The organism is Halorubrum sp. FL23 (assembly GCF_052439115.2).
In the GTDB taxonomy this organism is placed as follows: domain Archaea; phylum Halobacteriota; class Halobacteria; order Halobacteriales; family Haloferacaceae; genus Halorubrum; species Halorubrum persicum.
In genome coordinates, this window is the sequence record NZ_JBQVRO020000007.1 from 146002 (window position 1) to 162124 (window position 16123).

Annotated in this window: 16 protein-coding genes; 7 read left to right on the plus strand and 9 right to left on the minus strand. The window is 72.4% G+C overall.

Going from position 1 to position 16123, the window contains the following annotated elements; all coding sequences use genetic code 11:
• Positions 1-85 precede the first annotated feature (85 nt).
• Positions 86-340, plus strand: a complete 255-nt coding sequence (locus ACT4MF_RS10785) for a DUF3311 domain-containing protein (protein ID WP_099256590.1) — start codon at positions 86-88, stop codon at positions 338-340.
• Positions 337-1821 carry a sodium:solute symporter family protein gene (locus ACT4MF_RS10790; protein ID WP_444682616.1) on the plus strand — a complete coding sequence of 495 codons (1485 nt, stop codon included), beginning with the start codon at positions 337-339 and terminating at the stop codon, positions 1819-1821. Before ACT4MF_RS10785 ends, ACT4MF_RS10790 begins: the two co-directional genes overlap by 4 nt.
• Before the next feature lie 49 nt (positions 1822-1870).
• Here the strand turns inward: ACT4MF_RS10790 and hemA are convergent, their stop codons facing one another.
• From hemA to ACT4MF_RS10820, 6 genes are all read right to left on the minus strand, one after another.
• Positions 1871-3214, minus strand: coding sequence for a glutamyl-tRNA reductase (gene hemA, locus ACT4MF_RS10795; protein ID WP_444682617.1), 1344 nt, complete (start codon positions 3212-3214; stop codon positions 1871-1873).
• Positions 3211-3888: a precorrin-2 dehydrogenase/sirohydrochlorin ferrochelatase family protein gene (locus ACT4MF_RS10800; RefSeq protein WP_444682618.1), complete on the minus strand. Its 678-nt coding sequence runs from the start codon at positions 3886-3888 to the stop codon at positions 3211-3213. Before ACT4MF_RS10800 ends, hemA begins: the two co-directional genes overlap by 4 nt.
• Positions 3885-4970, minus strand: coding sequence for a siroheme decarboxylase subunit beta (gene ahbB / locus ACT4MF_RS10805; protein ID WP_444682619.1), 1086 nt, complete (start codon positions 4968-4970; stop codon positions 3885-3887). Before ahbB ends, ACT4MF_RS10800 begins: the two co-directional genes overlap by 4 nt.
• Before the next feature lie 85 nt (positions 4971-5055).
• A complete protein-coding gene (locus ACT4MF_RS10810; protein ID WP_444682620.1) occupies positions 5056-5523 on the minus strand; it encodes a DUF7112 family protein in 468 nt (155 codons plus the stop codon).
• 11 nt (positions 5524-5534) lie between these two features.
• Positions 5535-5933 (minus strand): 30S ribosomal protein S6e, encoded by a 399-nt coding sequence (locus ACT4MF_RS10815; RefSeq protein ID WP_099256596.1) that lies wholly within the window; start codon positions 5931-5933, stop codon positions 5535-5537.
• Between the two features lie 125 nt (positions 5934-6058).
• Entirely contained in the window at positions 6059-6784 is a 726-nt protein-coding gene (locus ACT4MF_RS10820; protein WP_444682621.1) for a lipoate--protein ligase family protein, read from the minus strand.
• Between the two features lie 129 nt (positions 6785-6913).
• Between ACT4MF_RS10820 and ACT4MF_RS10825 the strand changes: the two genes are divergently transcribed.
• The 3 genes from ACT4MF_RS10825 to ACT4MF_RS10835 all read left to right on the plus strand — a co-directional run bounded on the left by ACT4MF_RS10825 (position 6914) and on the right by ACT4MF_RS10835 (position 10275).
• Complete coding sequence (locus tag ACT4MF_RS10825) at positions 6914-8593, plus strand: sensor histidine kinase (protein ID WP_444682622.1); 1680 nt, start codon at positions 6914-6916, stop codon at positions 8591-8593.
• An 87-nt stretch (positions 8594-8680) separates the two neighbouring features.
• Positions 8681-9568 (plus strand): DUF8155 domain-containing protein, encoded by an 888-nt coding sequence (locus ACT4MF_RS10830; protein WP_444682623.1) that lies wholly within the window; start codon positions 8681-8683, stop codon positions 9566-9568.
• Positions 9569-9813: 245 nt separating this feature from the next.
• A complete protein-coding gene (locus ACT4MF_RS10835) occupies positions 9814-10275 on the plus strand; it encodes a PaaI family thioesterase (protein WP_444682624.1) in 462 nt (153 codons plus the stop codon).
• On the opposite strand, the gene ACT4MF_RS10840 is transcribed toward ACT4MF_RS10835, so the two are convergent.
• From ACT4MF_RS10840 to ACT4MF_RS10850, 3 genes are read right to left on the minus strand one after another with little or no spacing between them, the layout of a single operon-like run.
• A complete protein-coding gene (locus tag ACT4MF_RS10840) occupies positions 10245-12221 on the minus strand; it encodes a molybdopterin biosynthesis protein (RefSeq protein ID WP_444682625.1) in 1977 nt (658 codons plus the stop codon). The two genes, ACT4MF_RS10835 and ACT4MF_RS10840, sit on opposite strands and share 31 nt — an antisense overlap.
• Positions 12218-13471 carry a molybdopterin molybdotransferase MoeA gene (locus tag ACT4MF_RS10845; protein WP_444682626.1) on the minus strand — a complete coding sequence of 418 codons (1254 nt, stop codon included), beginning with the start codon at positions 13469-13471 and terminating at the stop codon, positions 12218-12220. Before ACT4MF_RS10845 ends, ACT4MF_RS10840 begins: the two co-directional genes overlap by 4 nt.
• 50 nt (positions 13472-13521) lie before the next feature.
• A complete protein-coding gene (locus ACT4MF_RS10850; RefSeq protein ID WP_099256603.1) occupies positions 13522-14427 on the minus strand; it encodes a CehA/McbA family metallohydrolase in 906 nt (301 codons plus the stop codon).
• Between the two features lie 104 nt (positions 14428-14531).
• Here ACT4MF_RS10850 and ACT4MF_RS10855 point away from each other — a divergent pair, with 104 nt between their 5' ends.
• Positions 14532-15059, plus strand: coding sequence for a nucleoside deaminase (locus ACT4MF_RS10855; protein ID WP_099256604.1), 528 nt, complete (start codon positions 14532-14534; stop codon positions 15057-15059).
• A 30-nt stretch (positions 15060-15089) separates the two neighbouring features.
• A complete protein-coding gene (locus ACT4MF_RS10860) occupies positions 15090-16082 on the plus strand; it encodes a carbohydrate kinase family protein (RefSeq protein WP_444682627.1) in 993 nt (330 codons plus the stop codon).
• The last annotated feature ends 41 nt before the right edge of the window (positions 16083-16123 follow it).

Here is a 16123-nt window from a genome sequence, read left to right on the forward strand (position 1 = left end):
CAGCGTTCGAAGAAAATTTCTCTTCGATGGTCAATACCGAACGATACCAACACTATTTAGTCACAAAGTTCTAACATTGCTCCACATGAGCCGATCACGGAGAGATATCGCGTGGATACCGACGTTCGCGGTCCTCGTCGCCTTCGCGGTGCCGTGGCCGCTGTGGGGAGTCGACCTAACCGTCGCCGGGCTGCCGGTGTGGATCTGGTGGCACGTCGCGTGGCTCGGGCTGTGTACCGTCCTGTTCTCGCTGTTCGTTCGGAGCGGCGCGTGGGAACGCGGGATGGGCCGTCGCCCGGAGTCGGGCGCCGGTTCGGCGCTCGGGGGTGATCGGCGATGACGCTCGGCCTGTCGCTCGGTATCGTCGTCGGGTACCTCCTGTTCGCGCTCGCGGTCGGCCTCGTCGCGTACCGCGTCTCCGAGACCACCGCCGAGGACTACTACCTCGCGAGCCGTTCGATCGGGACGGTCGTACTGCTGTTCACCACGTTCGCCACCTTGCTCTCGGCGTTCACCTTCTTCGGCGGCCCGAACCTCGCGTTCGCCGCCGGCCCGGAGTGGCTGATCGTCATGGGGACGCTCGACGGCGTGCTGTTCGCGGTGTTGTGGTACGTTATCGGCTACAAGCAGTGGCTGATCGGCGACCGGAACGGGTACGTCACGCTCGGGGAGATGCTGGGTGACCGGTTCGGCTCCGTGGGCCTGCGCGCGCTCGTCGCCGGGGTGAGCCTCCTCTGGCTGTTCCCGTACGTCATGCTCCAGCAGATGGGCGCGGGCGAGGCGCTGGTGGGGCTCACCGACGGCGTCGTCCCCTACTGGGGCGGCGCGGCGCTGGTCACCGCCTTCATGATCCTCTACGTCGTCCTCGCCGGGATGCGCGGGGTCGCGTGGACCGACACGGTACAGGGACTGTTCATGCTCTCAGTGGTCTGGATCGCCGCCGTGTGGGTGGTCTCGGCGGTCGGCGGCGTCGGCGCCGCCACCGGCGCCATGCTCGACGCCCGGCCCGACTTCGGGAGCTTCGGCGGCGGGATCTACACGCCCGGCTTCATCATCTCCACCGCGATCACCATCGCGTTCGGCGTGACGATGTTCCCGCAGATCAACCAGCGCTTCTTCGTCGCGAACTCCGGCGAGACGCTGAAGCGCTCGTTCGTGCTGTGGCCGGTGCTCGTCCTCCTCCTCTTCCTCCCCGCGTTCATGCTCGGCGCGTGGGCGGTCGGGATGCCGGTCGACGTGCCCGAGGGCGCCAACGTGCTCCCCGTGGTGTTGAACGAGTACACGCCGGCGTGGTTCGCGGCGCTCGTGGTCGCGGGCGCGATGGCCGCGATGATGTCCTCCTCGGACTCGATGCTGCTCTCGGGGTCGTCGTACTTCACCCGAGACGTGTACCGCCCCCTGATCAACGACGACGCCTCCGAGCGCCGTGAGGCGTGGGTCGCTCGGATCGGCGTCGCCGTCTTCGCCCTGCTCGCGTTCGTCGCGAGCCTCTTCCGCCCCGGGACGCTGATCGAGGTCGGCGACACCGCGTTCTCCGGGTTCGCGCTGCTCGCGCTCCCCGTGCTCTGCGCGCTCTACTGGGACCGGACGACGCGGACCGGGATGATCGCCGGCGTGCTCGTGCCGCAGATCGCGTACCTCGCGGTCGTGCTGTCCGCGGTCGTCGGCGCCGTGCCGACGCTGCCCCGCACCGTCGCCGGCGGCTGGGACGTGGCGCTCGGGCTGATGGTGCTGTCGGCGCTCCTCACGGTCGGCGTCTCGCTCGTCACCGCGCGGACCGCCGACAGCGACGCCTCGCGGTTCGCGGTCGCCGGCGACTGAGCCGACCGTCGCCGGTCAGTGCTGCGTTAAAAGCGGGCCGTGAGGCGGATCAGTCGTCGAGCTCCTCGGTGACGGAGTCGGGCGCGGACTCCATGTCGCCGGGCGCCGCGTCGTGTCCGGACTCGCTCCCGCCCGGCCCCTCCGGCAGCGCGTCGAACTCGGGGTCGAACAGCTGGAGCGCGGTCCGGATCGTCTCCCAGTCGTCCTCGCCGGCCGCGTCGCGCAGCGACCGGGTCGGGGCGGCGAGCAGCTGGCCGACCAACGCGTCCGCGAGGTCCGCGACGGTCTCGCGCTGCTCGTCGGTCAGGTCGCCCTGCGCCTCGAGCTTCGAGACGGCGCGGTCGACCTCTCTTGCCTTCACGCGGTCGGCGCTGGCGTACATCGCCGAGATGGCGTCGTCGGCGCGCTTGCGCTTGTACGCCTCCAGGATGCGGTCGAGCTCCTCGTCGATGATCGCCTCGACCTCCCGGGCCTCCTCCTCGCGGCTCTCGCGGGTCTTGCGCGTCACGTCTTCCAACGCGTCGATGTCGTACAGCGTCACTCCCTCGCGGTCGGCGAGCGACGGGTCCACGTCCCGCGGCTGCGCGATGTCGATGCAGACGAGCCGGTCCGCGCCCGCCACGTGTTGCGACCGGATCACCGGGTCCGGGCTGCCGGTCGCCGCGATCACGATATCGGCGTCCGGGATCACGGCCGGGAGGTCGGCGAGCGGCACGGCCTCCGCGGGAGTGTCGACCTCCTCGGCGACGAACGCGGCGTTCGGCACCGTCCGGTTGGCCACGACGATCTCCGAGACCGGGGTGTCGTCGAGGGTCCGGGCCGCGAGCGTTCCCATCTCGCCGGCGCCGACCACGACCGCGGAGCCGTCGGTGAGGTCGATCTCGTCGGCGGCCAGCCGCACCGCGGCCGAGCCGAGCGAGACGACGCCCTCGTTGATCGACGTCTCGTTGCGCGCGCGCTCGCCGACGTGGAGCGCCTTCGTCACGCCGTCTTTCAGCACGGGGCCGATGCCGCCGGCGGACTTCGACTCCTCGTACGCCTCGCGGAGCTGTCCGATGATCTGGTCCTCGCCGAGCACCAACGATTCGAGCCCGGAGGCGACCCGCATCAGATGCTCCAAGCTCTCCTCGTGATCGAGCCGGCGGACCGCGCCGCCGCGGACCTCGGGCGCGAACGACTCCAGCGCGACCGAGCCGTCGACGGTCCGGTCGGTGACGACGTACGCCTCCGAGCGATTGCACGTCTGGAGCGCGAACGCTTCTTCGACGCCGTCGCGCGCGAGCAGGTCCGAGACGGTGGCGCGGACGCCGTCGCCGCCCGCGGCCTCGATCTCGTCGACCGTCGCGCGGGAGTGGGCGACGCTCACGCCGGTGATAGCGCCCGTCTCCTTCATCTGGTGAGTACCTCCTCGATCACGGAATACGCCTCTTCCTGACCGTAGGAATCCCCCTTTTGTAAACCCTTCCAAACCCCCTCGGATCGCACGACGCGGCGGATCGCTTCCCGGCGTTTCGCGGGGTCGACACCCCGGTCTTTGAGCTCCGCTCGGAGCGTTCCCGACAGCTCCGCCATCGCGCCGGCGCCGTCGATCTCCGCCTCGATCCGCTCGCGGAGCGCCTTCGCGAGCGCGGGGCTCGCTCCCCCGGTCGAGAGCGCCACCCTGACCGGGTCGTCCTTGACCGTCGCCGGGACGACGACGCTTCGCGCTCCCCGCCCGCCCGAGCGGTCCGCGGCCGACACGTCGGTTCGGTTGACGAGCGCGCCCGCCTCGAGCGCCGCCGCCTCGGCCGCCGCGTTGACGGCGGCGGCGTCCGTGGCGGCGACGACGAGCGCCGGCCCGACGCGGTCGACCCAGCCGCGGACGGCGTCGGCGGTCGGCGCCGCGCGGACGAGCTCCACCGACTCCGCGTCCGCCTCGGCGAGTTCGACCAGCCGACCGTCGAACGCGGGGCTCACGACGACGACCCGCGCCTCGTCGGCGAAGCGAGACGCCTTCCGCGAGCCGACGGCGCCGCCGCCGAACACCAGAACCGTCTCGTCGGCGAAGTCGTGATACAGCGGGATCACGCGGTGTTGCTGTCGGCGCGGTCGGCGATGCGGATCCCCGTCTTCTTCAGAATCCGGGTCGAGAACAGCGTGTCCCAGTCGCTCTCGTCGACCTCCCAGTACTCGTCCATCAGCTCTTTCACCTCCGCGATCCGGCGCTCGCTCTCGGCCTCCGTCCGCCCGTGGGTCATCGCGAAGAAGTTGTACTCCCAGACGCCCTCGTGGCGGGGGCGCTGGTAGCAGTGGGTGACGAAGTCGAGCCCGGCGACCGCCGGCCCGACCTCGTCGAGCGCGTCCTCGGGCACGTCCCAGACGGTCATCCCGTTCTCCGTGTATCCGAGCGCGTAGTGGTTCGGGATGACGCCGACGCGGCGCACCTTCCCCTCCGCGTTGAACCGTTTGATCGTCTCGATCACCCAGTCGGTGTCGGCGCCGATCGCGGCCGCCACGTCGGCGTACGGCGTCTCCGTGATCGGGAGCCCGCCCTGTATCTCGACGACGAGGTCTCGCTCGTCGGGCGTGAGCGTCGACCGGTCGCTCGGCGAGACGGCGGGCCCGAGATCGGAGTGATCAACCTCGCCCTCGGGGACCGGCCCGTCGACGAGGAACTTCGCGCCGACGTGGAATTCGCGGACCTTCGGGAGGTTGTACGTCTCCTGGCCGGTCGCGGCCTCGATCTCCGCGAGCACCTCGTCGACCCGGTCGGCGCCGTCCTTGTCGGGGTCCGGGTGGTCGGCGACGCTCACCACGAACCACATGTTAAGGTGCGGGTGCTCGCGCTCGTAGTTGTGCGCCACCGCGGAGAACCCGTTGACCGTCTCCGCGATCTCGTCGTACCGGTCCTCGGGCGCGTGCATCGCCACGAGCGACGCCGCCCCGCCGATCTCCTCGGCGTTGACGAGCGCCCCGAACCGGGAGAGGATCCCCTCCTCGTCGAGTTCGCGCACGCGCTCGCACAGCTCCGGGCCAGTCACGTCGACCCCGTGCTCGCGGAGCGCGGCCGCGGCCGGTTCGAAGGGGCGCTCGATCACCGGGAACCCGCCCTGGAAGGCGTTGATGATCCCGCGGTCGAGCGCCGTCAGATCCGCGTCGACCTCTTGCATACTCCGATATCGGGTCCGCGCGAGAATAAGCGATTCGACCGCCGCGTCGCCGCTGACGCCGACCGATCGAACCGACGGCCGACACTCAGCCGTCGAGGTTGCGAGCGATGTCGGACAGCGACGAGCGAGGACCGCGCGTCGCCTCGTACACCGTCCGCTCGCCCGGAATCCGGAGCCCGTACTGCTCGCCGGCAACGACGACGTCGAGGACGATCACGTCGCCCGGATCGCGGTCGTTGTCGTCGAGCCACTCGGCGAGGCGGTTCGCCCCCTCGCCGGGCTCGCGCGCGAGCCGTCGGTTGTCGAACGCGCCCCGGAGGAGCCGCCCCTCGCCGTCGCTTCGGACGGGCGCGTAGTACTCCTCGCGGTCGATGGCGACGCGAACGATGTCGCCCGCGGAGAGCGCCAGCGACTCGCAGTCGCCGGACTCGACGCGCCCGTCGAGCTCGTCGTCGTTCGGGAGCCGGACGCAGGGTCGGCGAGTGCCGCCGCTCCGGGCGAGCGAGACGCGGATCGAGGCGACGCCCTCGTCGTCGGAGGGGACGCGGGGCATCGAAAAGGGGGTTACTCCTCGTCGGCGTCCGCGTCGCCCTCGCCGAGCGCGGCGGCGACATCGTCGCCGTCGACGACCGAGACGTTGATCTGCGCCACGTCGTCGTCGACCTCGCGGCCGCGGACGGTGACGCGCTTGCGCTCGCCCTCGCGGGACGGCTCGAAGCCCACGCCACCCTCGAGGAGCAGTTCCTTCAGGCGGGTGCCGGAGACGTCCTCGCGCATCGGGCGACCGGTCTCGTCGGAGCCGCCGGTGATCTCGATCGTGTGCTCGGAGAGCCCGACGGCGTCGCCGCCGATCTCGTCGCCGATCTCGCGACCGAGGAACCGGTTGGCGTCCTGTCCGTCGACCTCTCGCTGGAACGTCTCGCCGGTGTCGGGGTCGGCGATGACGACTTTGAATTCGGCCATGGGCGAACCGAGACCCCCGCGAATAAAAAGCACGTCGAAACCGCGATCCGGCAGCGTCCGTCTCCGATCCCCTTCGATCCGCCGGAAACCGCCCCGCGAACCGCGTCGCGACCGCCGATCGCCGGTCAGTCGTCGCCGGCGATCCACCGGATCGCCGGGTCGCCGTCGCCCCACGCTCCGTCGACGAACGCGCCTTCCAACGCTCTGGCGACGGCCTTCGGACGCTCCGGACCGCCCGCCGCCGCGACGCTTCCGACCGTGTCGGGATCGAACGGAACACCGAGCGCGTCGTACACCGGCGCCGTGGTGTCGGCGATACGGTCGGCGTCGCCCCTCGTGACGACCAGACAGCCGGCCACGAGCGCCGCGTCGCCGCGGACTCGCTGGGCGATCCCCGCGATCTTCCCGCCGCCTGCGGCGCGAACCGAGTGGTCGCCCGGACAGAACGATTCCGGCGGCTCACCTCGCGACACGTCCGCACCGAGACCTCGTAACGCTTCGAGGACCGTCTCGGTCGCGCGCTCGTACCGGGCCGGGATCGACCCGAGAGTTCGGTCGTCCCCGCGACCGTCACCGAGCGGGAACGCGTGCGCGAACGCGAGCGTGTCGCCCGGATACACGACGGCGCGTCCCCCCACGTCGCGCTCGATCGGCGCGAACCCCCGCTCGGCGGCGAGCCGCTCCGCCCGGTCGAACCCCGACTCTCTGGCGTCGCGGCGGCCGAACGCGACCTGTCTGGGGGGCGTCCACACCCGGAGTCCGGGAGTCCCGTCCCCCGCGCGCGCAAGCAGCGTCGCGGTGTGCTCTCGGTCCGCTCTAGGGCGTGGGTCGCGACCTCTGAGCACGCGCATGGGGACAGGGAAGGGGCGACCGAACAAGCCGGTTACGACGCGCGACAGACGCGCGTCGTCCGCGAACGGGAGCGGCTGCGAGCCCGTGACACAAATGTTTTGCCGGCTCTCTGACTGTATCTGGTAACGATGAGCGATCTCGGCGCGCTGCCGGTGCAGGCGTATCTCGCAGCCTGCCTGCTCGCCGGGATCATCGGGCTGGGACTCGGATACGTCGCGTGGACCGACCGCGAGGAGCCCGGCGGCACCGAAGTCGCGCTCTACCTGCTCTGTGGCGGCGGAATATCGCTGCTGTACGCCGTCAGAGTCGCCGCCGCGAGCGAACTGGCCATGATCGTGGCGCTCAACCTGTCGACGCCGCTCGTCGCTGCGGTCCCCGGCGTCTGGATGGCGTTCGTGCTGGCGTTCACGGGCCACGACCGGTGGCGCACGGAGAACCGGACGGTCGCGCTCGCGGCGCCGGCGTTCGTCTGGGTGTTGACCGCCTGGTCGAGCGGGACGCACGGCCTCTCGCGCCGCTCGCTGACTGCCGTCGCCGACGGCCCGTTCACGCTGCTCTCCTTCGAACTCGGGATCGCGGACGCGGCGTTCCTGCTGTACGCCTACGGGCTGTGTCTCGCCGGCACGTTCGTCGTCGTCGATCTGTACCGGCGGACGGGGAACCGCTACCGGCTTCAGACGTTCGTGATCCTGCTCGGAACGCTGTTCCCGTTCCTTGGCGGGATCGTCACGGTCGTCGACCTGGGGAGCTACGCCAACCTCGCGTGGTTCCCGGCGGGGCTCGTGGTCCACGGCGTGTTCCTGTACGGGACCGTCTTCTGGCTCGGGACGCTCGACGCCGCCGTCGTCGCCCGCGACACCGCCGTGGAGGTGATGCAAGACCCCGTGATCGTCGCCGGCTCCGACGGCCGGATCCGGGACCTCAACCCGGCGGCGGAGGAGCTCCTGCCGCCGGACGCGGTCGGATCGTCGCTGTCGGACGTGTTCCCGCGCCTCGAGGTCGGCGTGGAACACCCGATATCGATCGGCGAGCGCCAGTTCGACATCCAAGAGGACCCGATCACGGACCCCCGCGGCACCGACCGCGGACACGTGTTCCTCCTCCGCGACGTGACCGAGCGGGAGCGCCGCCAGACCGAACTGGAGCGCCGTGAGTCCGAGTTAGAGCGGCAGAACGAACGGCTGGAAGATTTCGCGGGCGTCGTCTCCCACGACCTCCGGAACCCGCTCGCCGCGGCGACTGCGGCGGTGGAGCTCGCCCGCAGCGACACCGGGAGCAACGCGGACGCGCTCGACCGCGCCGCGAACGCCCACGAGCGGATGGACGACCTGATCGAGGGGCTGCTGTCGCTGGCGACCGCCGGGAAGTCGGTCGACGCCGTCGATCGCGTCTCGCTCGACGGGACCGCCAGACGGGTCTGGTCCCGGCTCGAAACCGCGGCGGCGACGCTGTCGGTTAACGGGGCGGACGTGCCCGTACTCGCCGACGGCGACCGGCTCGAACAGCTCCTCTCGAACCTGTTCCGCAACGCGATCGAACACGCCGGCGACGACGTGGCGGTGCGGGTCGATATCGAGCAGCGGGAGGACGGCGTCGCGCTCGCGGTCGCCGACGACGGTCCCGGCGTGCCGCCGGACCAGCGCTCGACGGTGACCGAACGCGGCGTCTCTCTCGCCGGCGGCACCGGGCTCGGGCTCGCCATCGTCGGCGACATCGCCGACGCGCACGGCTGGGAGCTCTCCGTCGAGGAATCGGCGTCGGGCGGCGCCCGTTTCGTGATCTCGGGGATCGAGCCCGCGGACGACTGATCCGGCGTGCTGACGGTCGTCTCGGGGATCGGTCGCGACGGGCGGCTCCGACGCCCACTTGCCCGTCGAGCCCGTCGATCCGATCCGATGGTCGTTACGCTCCCGCCGTCGGTTCTCGACCGCTACCGGCGGTTCTCGCGGTTCAACTCCCCGTATCCCGCGCACGACGACGGCTGTGCGATCGATCTCTATCCGGGCGACGGGACGGGAACGTCACCGGTCGCCGGCGTCGTCCGCGAGACGCGGACCGTCGGCTGTCCGGACCGATCGTACGCAGCCGACGAGGATCACCTGATCGTCGTCGAGCTCGACGACGACTGGTGCCGACGGGCGGGCGCGGCGCCCGGAACGCTCGCGCGGATCCTCCACGTGGTCCCGGCGGTGTCGCCCGGCGACCGCATCGCCGTCGGCGACGCGCTCGGTCCGCTGACGCGCTCCGGCTTCTTCGGGCGGTGGGTCGACGATCACGTCCACCTCGGGTTCAGACCGCCAGGGGCGAACGCGCTCCGAGCGAGCGGGTCGCTCCCGGTCGACGTCGACGTGCCGGTCGAGGCGGTCCGATGGGACGGGACCGGCACGGTCGTCGAACGGGGACCGACGCACGTCGTCCTCGACGCGCCGGTCCATCCGGCTCCCGACCGGCGGTTCGCGGCGCTCGCGAGCGACGGCGGGGTCCCCGTCGATGGCGGGTTGGCGCACTACGCGGGTGGCGGCGCGTTCGACGCGCTCGCGGACGGGACGGCGGTGTCGCTGTGGGGGACCCGCGTCGGCGTCGCGAGCGGACGCGGCCTCTCGTGGGACCCCGTCGACCTGCTCGCGAACGGCGACCGCGTGGTCGGGTTGTCGCTGTTCGCGGCCAGGGGTGACGGGCTCGGTGCGAAGGTCGTCTGCCCGGACAGCCAGTTCGAACTCGGGGAAGCCGTCTCGCTCGCGCTCTCTCCGAGCGACGATCCGATCCGGCTCGGCGTCGGGTGAGCTCGGCGGAACCGGCGGCTGCCGAGGCGTGTGGCGAACAGCCGGCGCGAACGCTCCGCCGCGGCGGTGTGCCGGGCTCCCGCCTCGGCCGCCGCGGGGCGACGGATCAGGTCACGGGGCGGATGGCGCGGGATCGCCGATAAGGCGTCGGTGGTGGGGTCCTGCCGCGGTCCGTCCGTTCCCAACCTCCCAGCCGTTGTTGCGAGTTCCGGGGGCTACAAGCGGGGCGACGCCGACGGTGGGGTATGGACCGGAGCGAGGTCGAAGCGATGGAGCCGCTGCCGACGGAGGCGGTCGAACTCATCAAGCGGCGGATCGAGGAGGAGCACGGCTATCTCTCGTGGCTGAACACGTCTATCGACGTCGTCGAGCGCGGGCGGGTCGTCCTCTCGATCCCGTTCGACGACAAGTTGACGAACAGCGACGGCGGCACCATCCACGGCGGGGTGGCCGCCACGCTCGCCGACACTGCGGGTGGCATCGTCCAGCGTACCGCCTTCGAGGACCCGTTTTCCGGCGGCGTCTCGACGGTGAACCTCAGCGCGAACTACCTCCGGCCGGCGACCGGCGACCTCCGCGCAGAGGCGACGGTCGTCAGGTCGGGCGGCTCGATCGGCGTCAGCGACATGACGGTCACCAGCGCGACGAACGGCAACACCGCCGAGGTCGTCGTCGGTCAGGGGTCGTTCCGGCTGTTCCGCGAGTAGCCCGGGAGGTCGGCGAGGATCCCGTCGCCCTCGCCGAGGCCGCTTTCGGCGTCACCGAGGTCCTCCAGCGCAGCCGCGAGCTCCTCGACCGCGGCGCGGTCGACGCGGTCGAGTGCGGCGCGGACGACGACCGGCTGTTCGCCGAGCGAGACGAACCCGCAGCCGAGCCGCTCCGCGGTCTCGCGGAGTCCGAGCCCGGCGTCGGCATCGCCGGCGAGAACCGTCCTCGCCGGGCTCTCGAACGCGCGGACCGTCAGATCGTAGCCGTCGATCCGGTCGGTGAGGTCGCGGCGCGACTCGTCGCGGGCGGCCGCGAGGTCGGCGAGCGCGTCGTCGAGGCTGCGGCGGAGCCCCGAGTCGGTCGACCGGTTCACGAAGCGGACGTCGCCGTCGACGAGGTCCGCGAGGTCCGTCACGCCGTCGGGGTTGCCTTCGGGGACGACCACCCCCCACTCGCGGCTCCATCCGCCGAGGTCGACGGCCTCGACGTCCCTGTCAGTCGGGCCGGCGACGACCGCCACGTCGGGCACGCCGTCGCGGAGTCGGCGGTGGCCCTCCCGAGAACCGACCGGGAGGTATCGGGGACGCTCGAGCCGGTCGAGCAGGCGATTGAGCGCCGGGTCGTCCTCGCCGACTCCGAGCAGCGTCGGCGGGCGAACGTCGGGCGAGAACAGCTGCACCGAGACGCGCTCGTCCCGGTCGAGGTACTCGGTGTCCGGGTCGACCGCGACGACGCCGTCGGCCTCGACGAGGCTCGTCGTCGCGCCCGACCCCTTATCGACCGGATACACGAGGGGGAGACCGCCGTCGTCCGGGTCGAGCAGTCCGACCGGCATCAGTCGCATGCGTCCCTCGCCGTAGCGCTCGGCGACGGCCATCTCCCCGTCCACGGCCGCCGTCGCGGGCTCCGGCCGACCGGCCGCCTCGCGGATCGCCGGCGCGACGAACGTCCGGAAGATCGTGAGCGCGGAGACGGGGTAGCCGGGGAGGCCGACGTACGCCGAGGCTCCGGTGCCGTCCACGTCCTCGCGCCGGTCGAGCCGCCCGATCAGCATCGGTTTCCCGGGCTTGACCGCGACGCCGTGGAGCAGGAGGTCGCCGCGCTCCTCGATCACCCGGTAGATCACGTCGACCGCGCTCGCCGAGGTCGACCCGGACGAGAGCACGAGGTCGCACTCGTCGGCCGCGCGCCGGAGCAGCCGCTCCATCTCGTCGTAGTCGTCGCCGGCGTGCGGGTAGAGGACGGGCTCACCGCCCGCCTCCTCGACGCCGGCCGCGATCGTCGTCGAGTTCACGTCGTATATCTCGCCGCGCGAGGAGTCGAGCGCCTCGCCGGGGCGGACCAGCTCGTCGCCGGTCGACACGATCCCGACCCGCGGCGTCCCGACGACCGGCACCTCGTCGACGCCGAGCGCCGAGAGCAGGCCGATCTCGCGGGGCGTCAGGCGCGTTCCGGGGCCGAGCGCGCGCGCGCCGGCGGCGATGTCGGCGCCGGCGCTCATCACGTGGTCGCCCGGGGCGACGGCGGTCCGAACCGCGATTCGGTCGGTGTCGCCTCCCGCGCCGACTTCGTCCGTGCGCTCGACCATCACCACGGCGTCGGCGCCGTCGGGCATCACGGCCCCGGTGGATATCTCGGCGCAGGTCCCGGCGTCGACGGTCACGTCCGGCGCCGCGCCCGCGTGAACCGCCCCGACGAGGTCGAGTTCGGCCGGATCGGCCTCGTCGGCGCCGAAGGTGTCGCGGGCCCGGACCGCGTACCCGTCCATCGAGGCGCGGTCGAACCCCGGCACGTCGATGGCGGCGTCGATCCGCTCGGCGAGGACCCGGCCGCGCGCGTCCTCGAGCGGGACCGCCTCCGGCTCCGGCGAGAGGTCGAGCGAGTCGATCGCCTCGCGGGCGGCCGCCGGCGTCGCGAGGTCGCGGAACTCCTTGCGGTCGCTCATGGGCTCGCCTCCCACAGCTCCACGTCGACGACTTCGCCGGCGTCGATCCCCTCTCGCGGCTCGGGGACGACGACCCACCCGTCAGCGAGCGCGACGCTCGAGAGGATCCCCGAGCCGCTGGCGCGGGTCGGCGTGGCGGTGGGATGCCCCGCCGTTCCGTCGCCGTCCGGCTCGTCGGCGTCCGCCGAGAGCGACACCCGGGCGAACGTCCGGGTCCCCGGCTCGCTCGGGATCTTCCGGGCGAGCCTCGCGCGCCGGGTCGGGAACGGCGCGGCGGTCGTCCCGCCGACGTGCTTCTGCAGCGGTCGGAGGAACTGCGCGGCGTTGACGATGCAGGCGACCGGGTACCCCGGGAGGGAGACGACCGGCGTGTCGTCGGCGACGCCGAGACACACCGGGTGTCCCGGCTTCAGGGCGACACCGTGGACGAGCACCTCGCCGACGGCGTCGACGACCTCCGGGAGCAGGTCGCGTTCGCCCACCGAGGACCCGCCGGTGGTGACGACCACGTCGGCGTCGAGGTCGTCCTCGATCGCGGCCGCGAGCGCGTCCTCGTCGTCGGTGACCACGTCGCGATACCGGGCCGTTCCGCCCCACCGCTCGACCAGCCGGGAGACCGTGAGCCCGTTCGTCTCGATCACCTCGCCGGGACCGGGGTCGGACTGGACCAGCTCCTCGCCGGTCGGGATCACGGCGACGGTCGGGCGCTCGTAGACGGGGACCGCGTCGAGCCCGACTGACTGCAGGAGCCCGAGATCGGAGGGGCGGAGGGGATGCCCGGCCTCGAAGAGCCGCTGGCCGTCCGCCACGTCCTCGCCCGCCTCGCCGACGTTCTCGCCCTCGGCGACCGCGTCGAACGTCTCGACCTCGTCGCCGACCGCCTCCACCTCCTCGATCATCACGACCGCGTCGGCGCCCTCGGGGACCGCGCTGCCGGTGTGCACTCGCGCGGCCTCGCCCGGCGCGATCGAATCGGCTTCGGTGCCGACCGCGCGCAGGACGGCCGGCGACCGACCCGATGCCCCGAACGTGTCCTCGGCGCGGACCGCGTACCCGTCCATCGCCGCGCGGTCGTAGTTCGGGACCGGCCTCGGCGCGTCGATCCGCTCGGCGACGACCCGCCCGTCCGCGTCGGCGAGCGGCGCCGACTCGGTCCGGCCGTGGGGCTCTGCGGCGTCGAGCAGCGTCGCCAGCGCGTCCGCGACGCGGGTCCGCCGTTTGAAGCCGGCCTCGCGTCTGTCGTGGCTCATGGCCGGTCGTTTCGCGCGCGCAGGCAAAAACCCGTCTCCGGCGGGGACCGTCAGGTCACCCACGAGAGGACGCGCGCGGCCCGGTGGGTGCCCTGCGAGACGGCGACCCGGGCGGTCGAGACGGCCTCGGCGACGCCGCGGCGCGCGGCGGTCGCGCTCCGGATCGCTCCGGTCCGCGCGTAGTACCCCGACTTGCGGCCGGCCGCGCCGACGTAGTGTTTCGCCGCCATCCGGATCGGCGCGCGGCGACCGTCCACCCGCGTGGTCCCGTTCCGGATCGCGTCGAGCACGTCGTCCGCCGTGACGGCGTCGACCGATTCGCGCCCCTTGACCTCGACGTCGGTGAACGCGCGCCCGACGTACTCCAAGTGGTGCGCGTCGCTCGCGGCGACCCCCGGATAGCCGTACTTGGCGGCGAACCGCCGCGCGCGGCGGTTGCGATAGCCGGTGAACAGCCACGCGTTGAACACCTCGATCGCGTCGACCTCGGGGATCGGCGGGGCCACCGGCGATCCCCCGTCCCCGGCGGCGTCGACGCTCGCGCCGTTCGCCCCCGCCTCCCCGTCTTCCGCGCCCGGTACGGGGATGTTCCGCTCGCGGACGCCGTGCCGCGACCGCTGGAAGGGGTGCGGAACGATCGCGACGCCGCCGTGGTCGTGGATCCACGCGACCGTCTCGTCGTAGGGGCGCCGGCGCGGCGGCATGCGCTCGACGCCGATCGCGAGCAGGTGGCCGTGCGCGGTCGACACCTCCACGCCCGGGATACCGATCAGCCCGAACTCGTCGGCGATCTCGGCCGCGCGCTTCGACTCGCCGATCACGTCGTGGTCGGTGATGACCACCGCGTCGAGCCCGATCTCCGCGGCGTGTTCCAAGATGAGCTCCACCGGTTCGTGGCCGTCGTAGCTGTCGTCCGAGTGGACGTGGGGGTCGATGCTGACGGTGACGCGGGACACGGCTGGGGTAACGCCGGGAGACATATAAACGCGACCGCCGCGTCAGACGACCCGCCGCCGGCGCGTCAGACAAGGGTTAGGTACCCGTGGATGAACACGGACGTATGAGCGACCCGGAAGACGACGCGACGGGCGAGGCCGCGCCGGACGACGCCGACCAGGACGCCGACGTCGACGCGACCGACCGCGAGTACGTCGATCGCGCGATCGAGCTCGCCGAGGAGGCCGTCGAGATGGGGAACACCCCGTTCGGCGCGCTGCTCGTCCTCGACGGTGAGATCGTCGGCGAGGGTCACAACGAGACGCTGACCGAGGACGATCTGGCGGCCCACCCGGAGCTGACGCTCGCGCGGTGGGCCGGCCGCGAGCTCGACGCCGACGAGCGCGCACGCTGCACGATGTACGCCAGCACCGAGCCGTGCCCGATGTGCGCGGCCGGGATCCACTACGCCGGGATCGGCCGGGTCGTCTTCGGCGTCGCCGGCGAGACCCTCGACGAGCTCACCGGCGACGTGGTGTCGATCCCCTGCGCGGAGGTGATCCGGCGGGCCGACGGCGAGACGGACGTCGACGGACCGATCGCCGAGTCGGCCGCGATGGAGCTCCACGAGTCGGTGTACGGTGACGCGTAGCTCGGCCGAGCGAAGGTGGTCGCGGCACCGATGACCGGACCGCCGCCGGTTCTCGCGGTCGGCGCCGCGGCGATCGACGAGTGGTACGCCGTCAGCAACTTCCCCGAGCCCGACGGCGGCGCGTTCGCGAGGGAGGTGACGACCGCGTTCGGCGGCGTCGGCGCCAACGTCTGCGTCGCGCTCGACCGGCTCGGGCGCGAGGTCGGGCTCGTGAGCCGCGTCGGCGACGACGAGTACGGCCGGCGGGCCCGCGAGTACCTCGCCGACACCGGCGTCGACGCCTCTCGCGTCTCGGTCGGAGAGGACCCCTCGACGCGGTCGGTGATACTCAGCGATCCCGCGGGCGAGCGCGCCATCGTCACCGCGGGTGAGAGCTTCCGGCGCCTCCGGCTGGACGCGGCGGACCGCGAGGCGCTCGCCGCGACCGAGGCCGTCTTTCTCACCGGGTACACGCCCGACGCGGTCTCGCGGGCGGTGCTCGATGCGGTCGAGTCGGCCGCCGACCCGCCCGCGCTCGCCTTCGACCTCTCGGGTCCGGTCGAGGAGCTCGTCGGCCGCGGGACCGAGCCGGAGACGATCTACCGGCTCCTCCGCGCCGCCGACCTGTTCGTCGCCGGCGACGTGGCGGCCGCGGCCTACTTCGGCGGGCCGGACGCCGCGGTGGACCGCATCGCGGCCGCACAGCGCGCGCGGGGTGACCCCGCTCGGTCATCGCTCGGGGGCGACGGCTGGCCCCGTGCGGTCCTCACCCACGGCGCCGACGGCATGACCGTCGTCGCCGACGGGAACGTCAGTGAGTACGACGCGTTCCACGTCGACCGGATCGACGCGACCGGCGCCGGCGACGCGTTCGTCGCGGGGCTGATCGATCGGTGGTTCGCCGACGGCGGGCGTGTCGGCGTCGCCGACGGGGTCCGGTTCGCGGCCGCGGTCGCCGCGATCAACTGCACGTCCCGCTTCGCCCAGCGCGGACTCCCGACCCGAGACGAAGTGGAAGCGTTCCTCGCTGAGCGGGGACGCTGAGCGGAGCCCGGCGGCCGACGCACTGACGGGAGACCGGCTCG

Excerpts from the sequence above, each read along its gene's own strand:
- ACT4MF_RS10785 (WP_099256590.1), top strand. The coding sequence starts at position 86 with ATGAGCCGATCACGGAGAGATATCGCGTGGATACCGACGTTCGCGGTC.
- ACT4MF_RS10790 (WP_444682616.1), top strand. The coding sequence starts at position 337 with ATGACGCTCGGCCTGTCGCTCGGTATCGTCGTCGGGTACCTCCTGTTC.
- hemA (WP_444682617.1), bottom strand. The coding sequence starts at position 3,214 with ATGAAGGAGACGGGCGCTATCACCGGCGTGAGCGTCGCCCACTCCCGC.
- ahbB (WP_444682619.1), bottom strand. The coding sequence starts at position 4,970 with ATGCAAGAGGTCGACGCGGATCTGACGGCGCTCGACCGCGGGATCATC.
- ACT4MF_RS10810 (WP_444682620.1), bottom strand. The coding sequence starts at position 5,523 with ATGCCCCGCGTCCCCTCCGACGACGAGGGCGTCGCCTCGATCCGCGTC.
- ACT4MF_RS10815 (WP_099256596.1), bottom strand. The coding sequence starts at position 5,933 with ATGGCCGAATTCAAAGTCGTCATCGCCGACCCCGACACCGGCGAGACG.
- ACT4MF_RS10820 (WP_444682621.1), bottom strand. The coding sequence starts at position 6,784 with ATGCGCGTGCTCAGAGGTCGCGACCCACGCCCTAGAGCGGACCGAGAG.
- ACT4MF_RS10825 (WP_444682622.1), top strand. The coding sequence starts at position 6,914 with ATGAGCGATCTCGGCGCGCTGCCGGTGCAGGCGTATCTCGCAGCCTGC.
- ACT4MF_RS10830 (WP_444682623.1), top strand. The coding sequence starts at position 8,681 with ATGGTCGTTACGCTCCCGCCGTCGGTTCTCGACCGCTACCGGCGGTTC.
- ACT4MF_RS10835 (WP_444682624.1), top strand. The coding sequence starts at position 9,814 with ATGGACCGGAGCGAGGTCGAAGCGATGGAGCCGCTGCCGACGGAGGCG.
- ACT4MF_RS10840 (WP_444682625.1), bottom strand. The coding sequence starts at position 12,221 with ATGAGCGACCGCAAGGAGTTCCGCGACCTCGCGACGCCGGCGGCCGCC.
- ACT4MF_RS10845 (WP_444682626.1), bottom strand. The coding sequence starts at position 13,471 with ATGAGCCACGACAGACGCGAGGCCGGCTTCAAACGGCGGACCCGCGTC.
- ACT4MF_RS10855 (WP_099256604.1), top strand. The coding sequence starts at position 14,532 with ATGAGCGACCCGGAAGACGACGCGACGGGCGAGGCCGCGCCGGACGAC.
- ACT4MF_RS10860 (WP_444682627.1), top strand. The coding sequence starts at position 15,090 with ATGACCGGACCGCCGCCGGTTCTCGCGGTCGGCGCCGCGGCGATCGAC.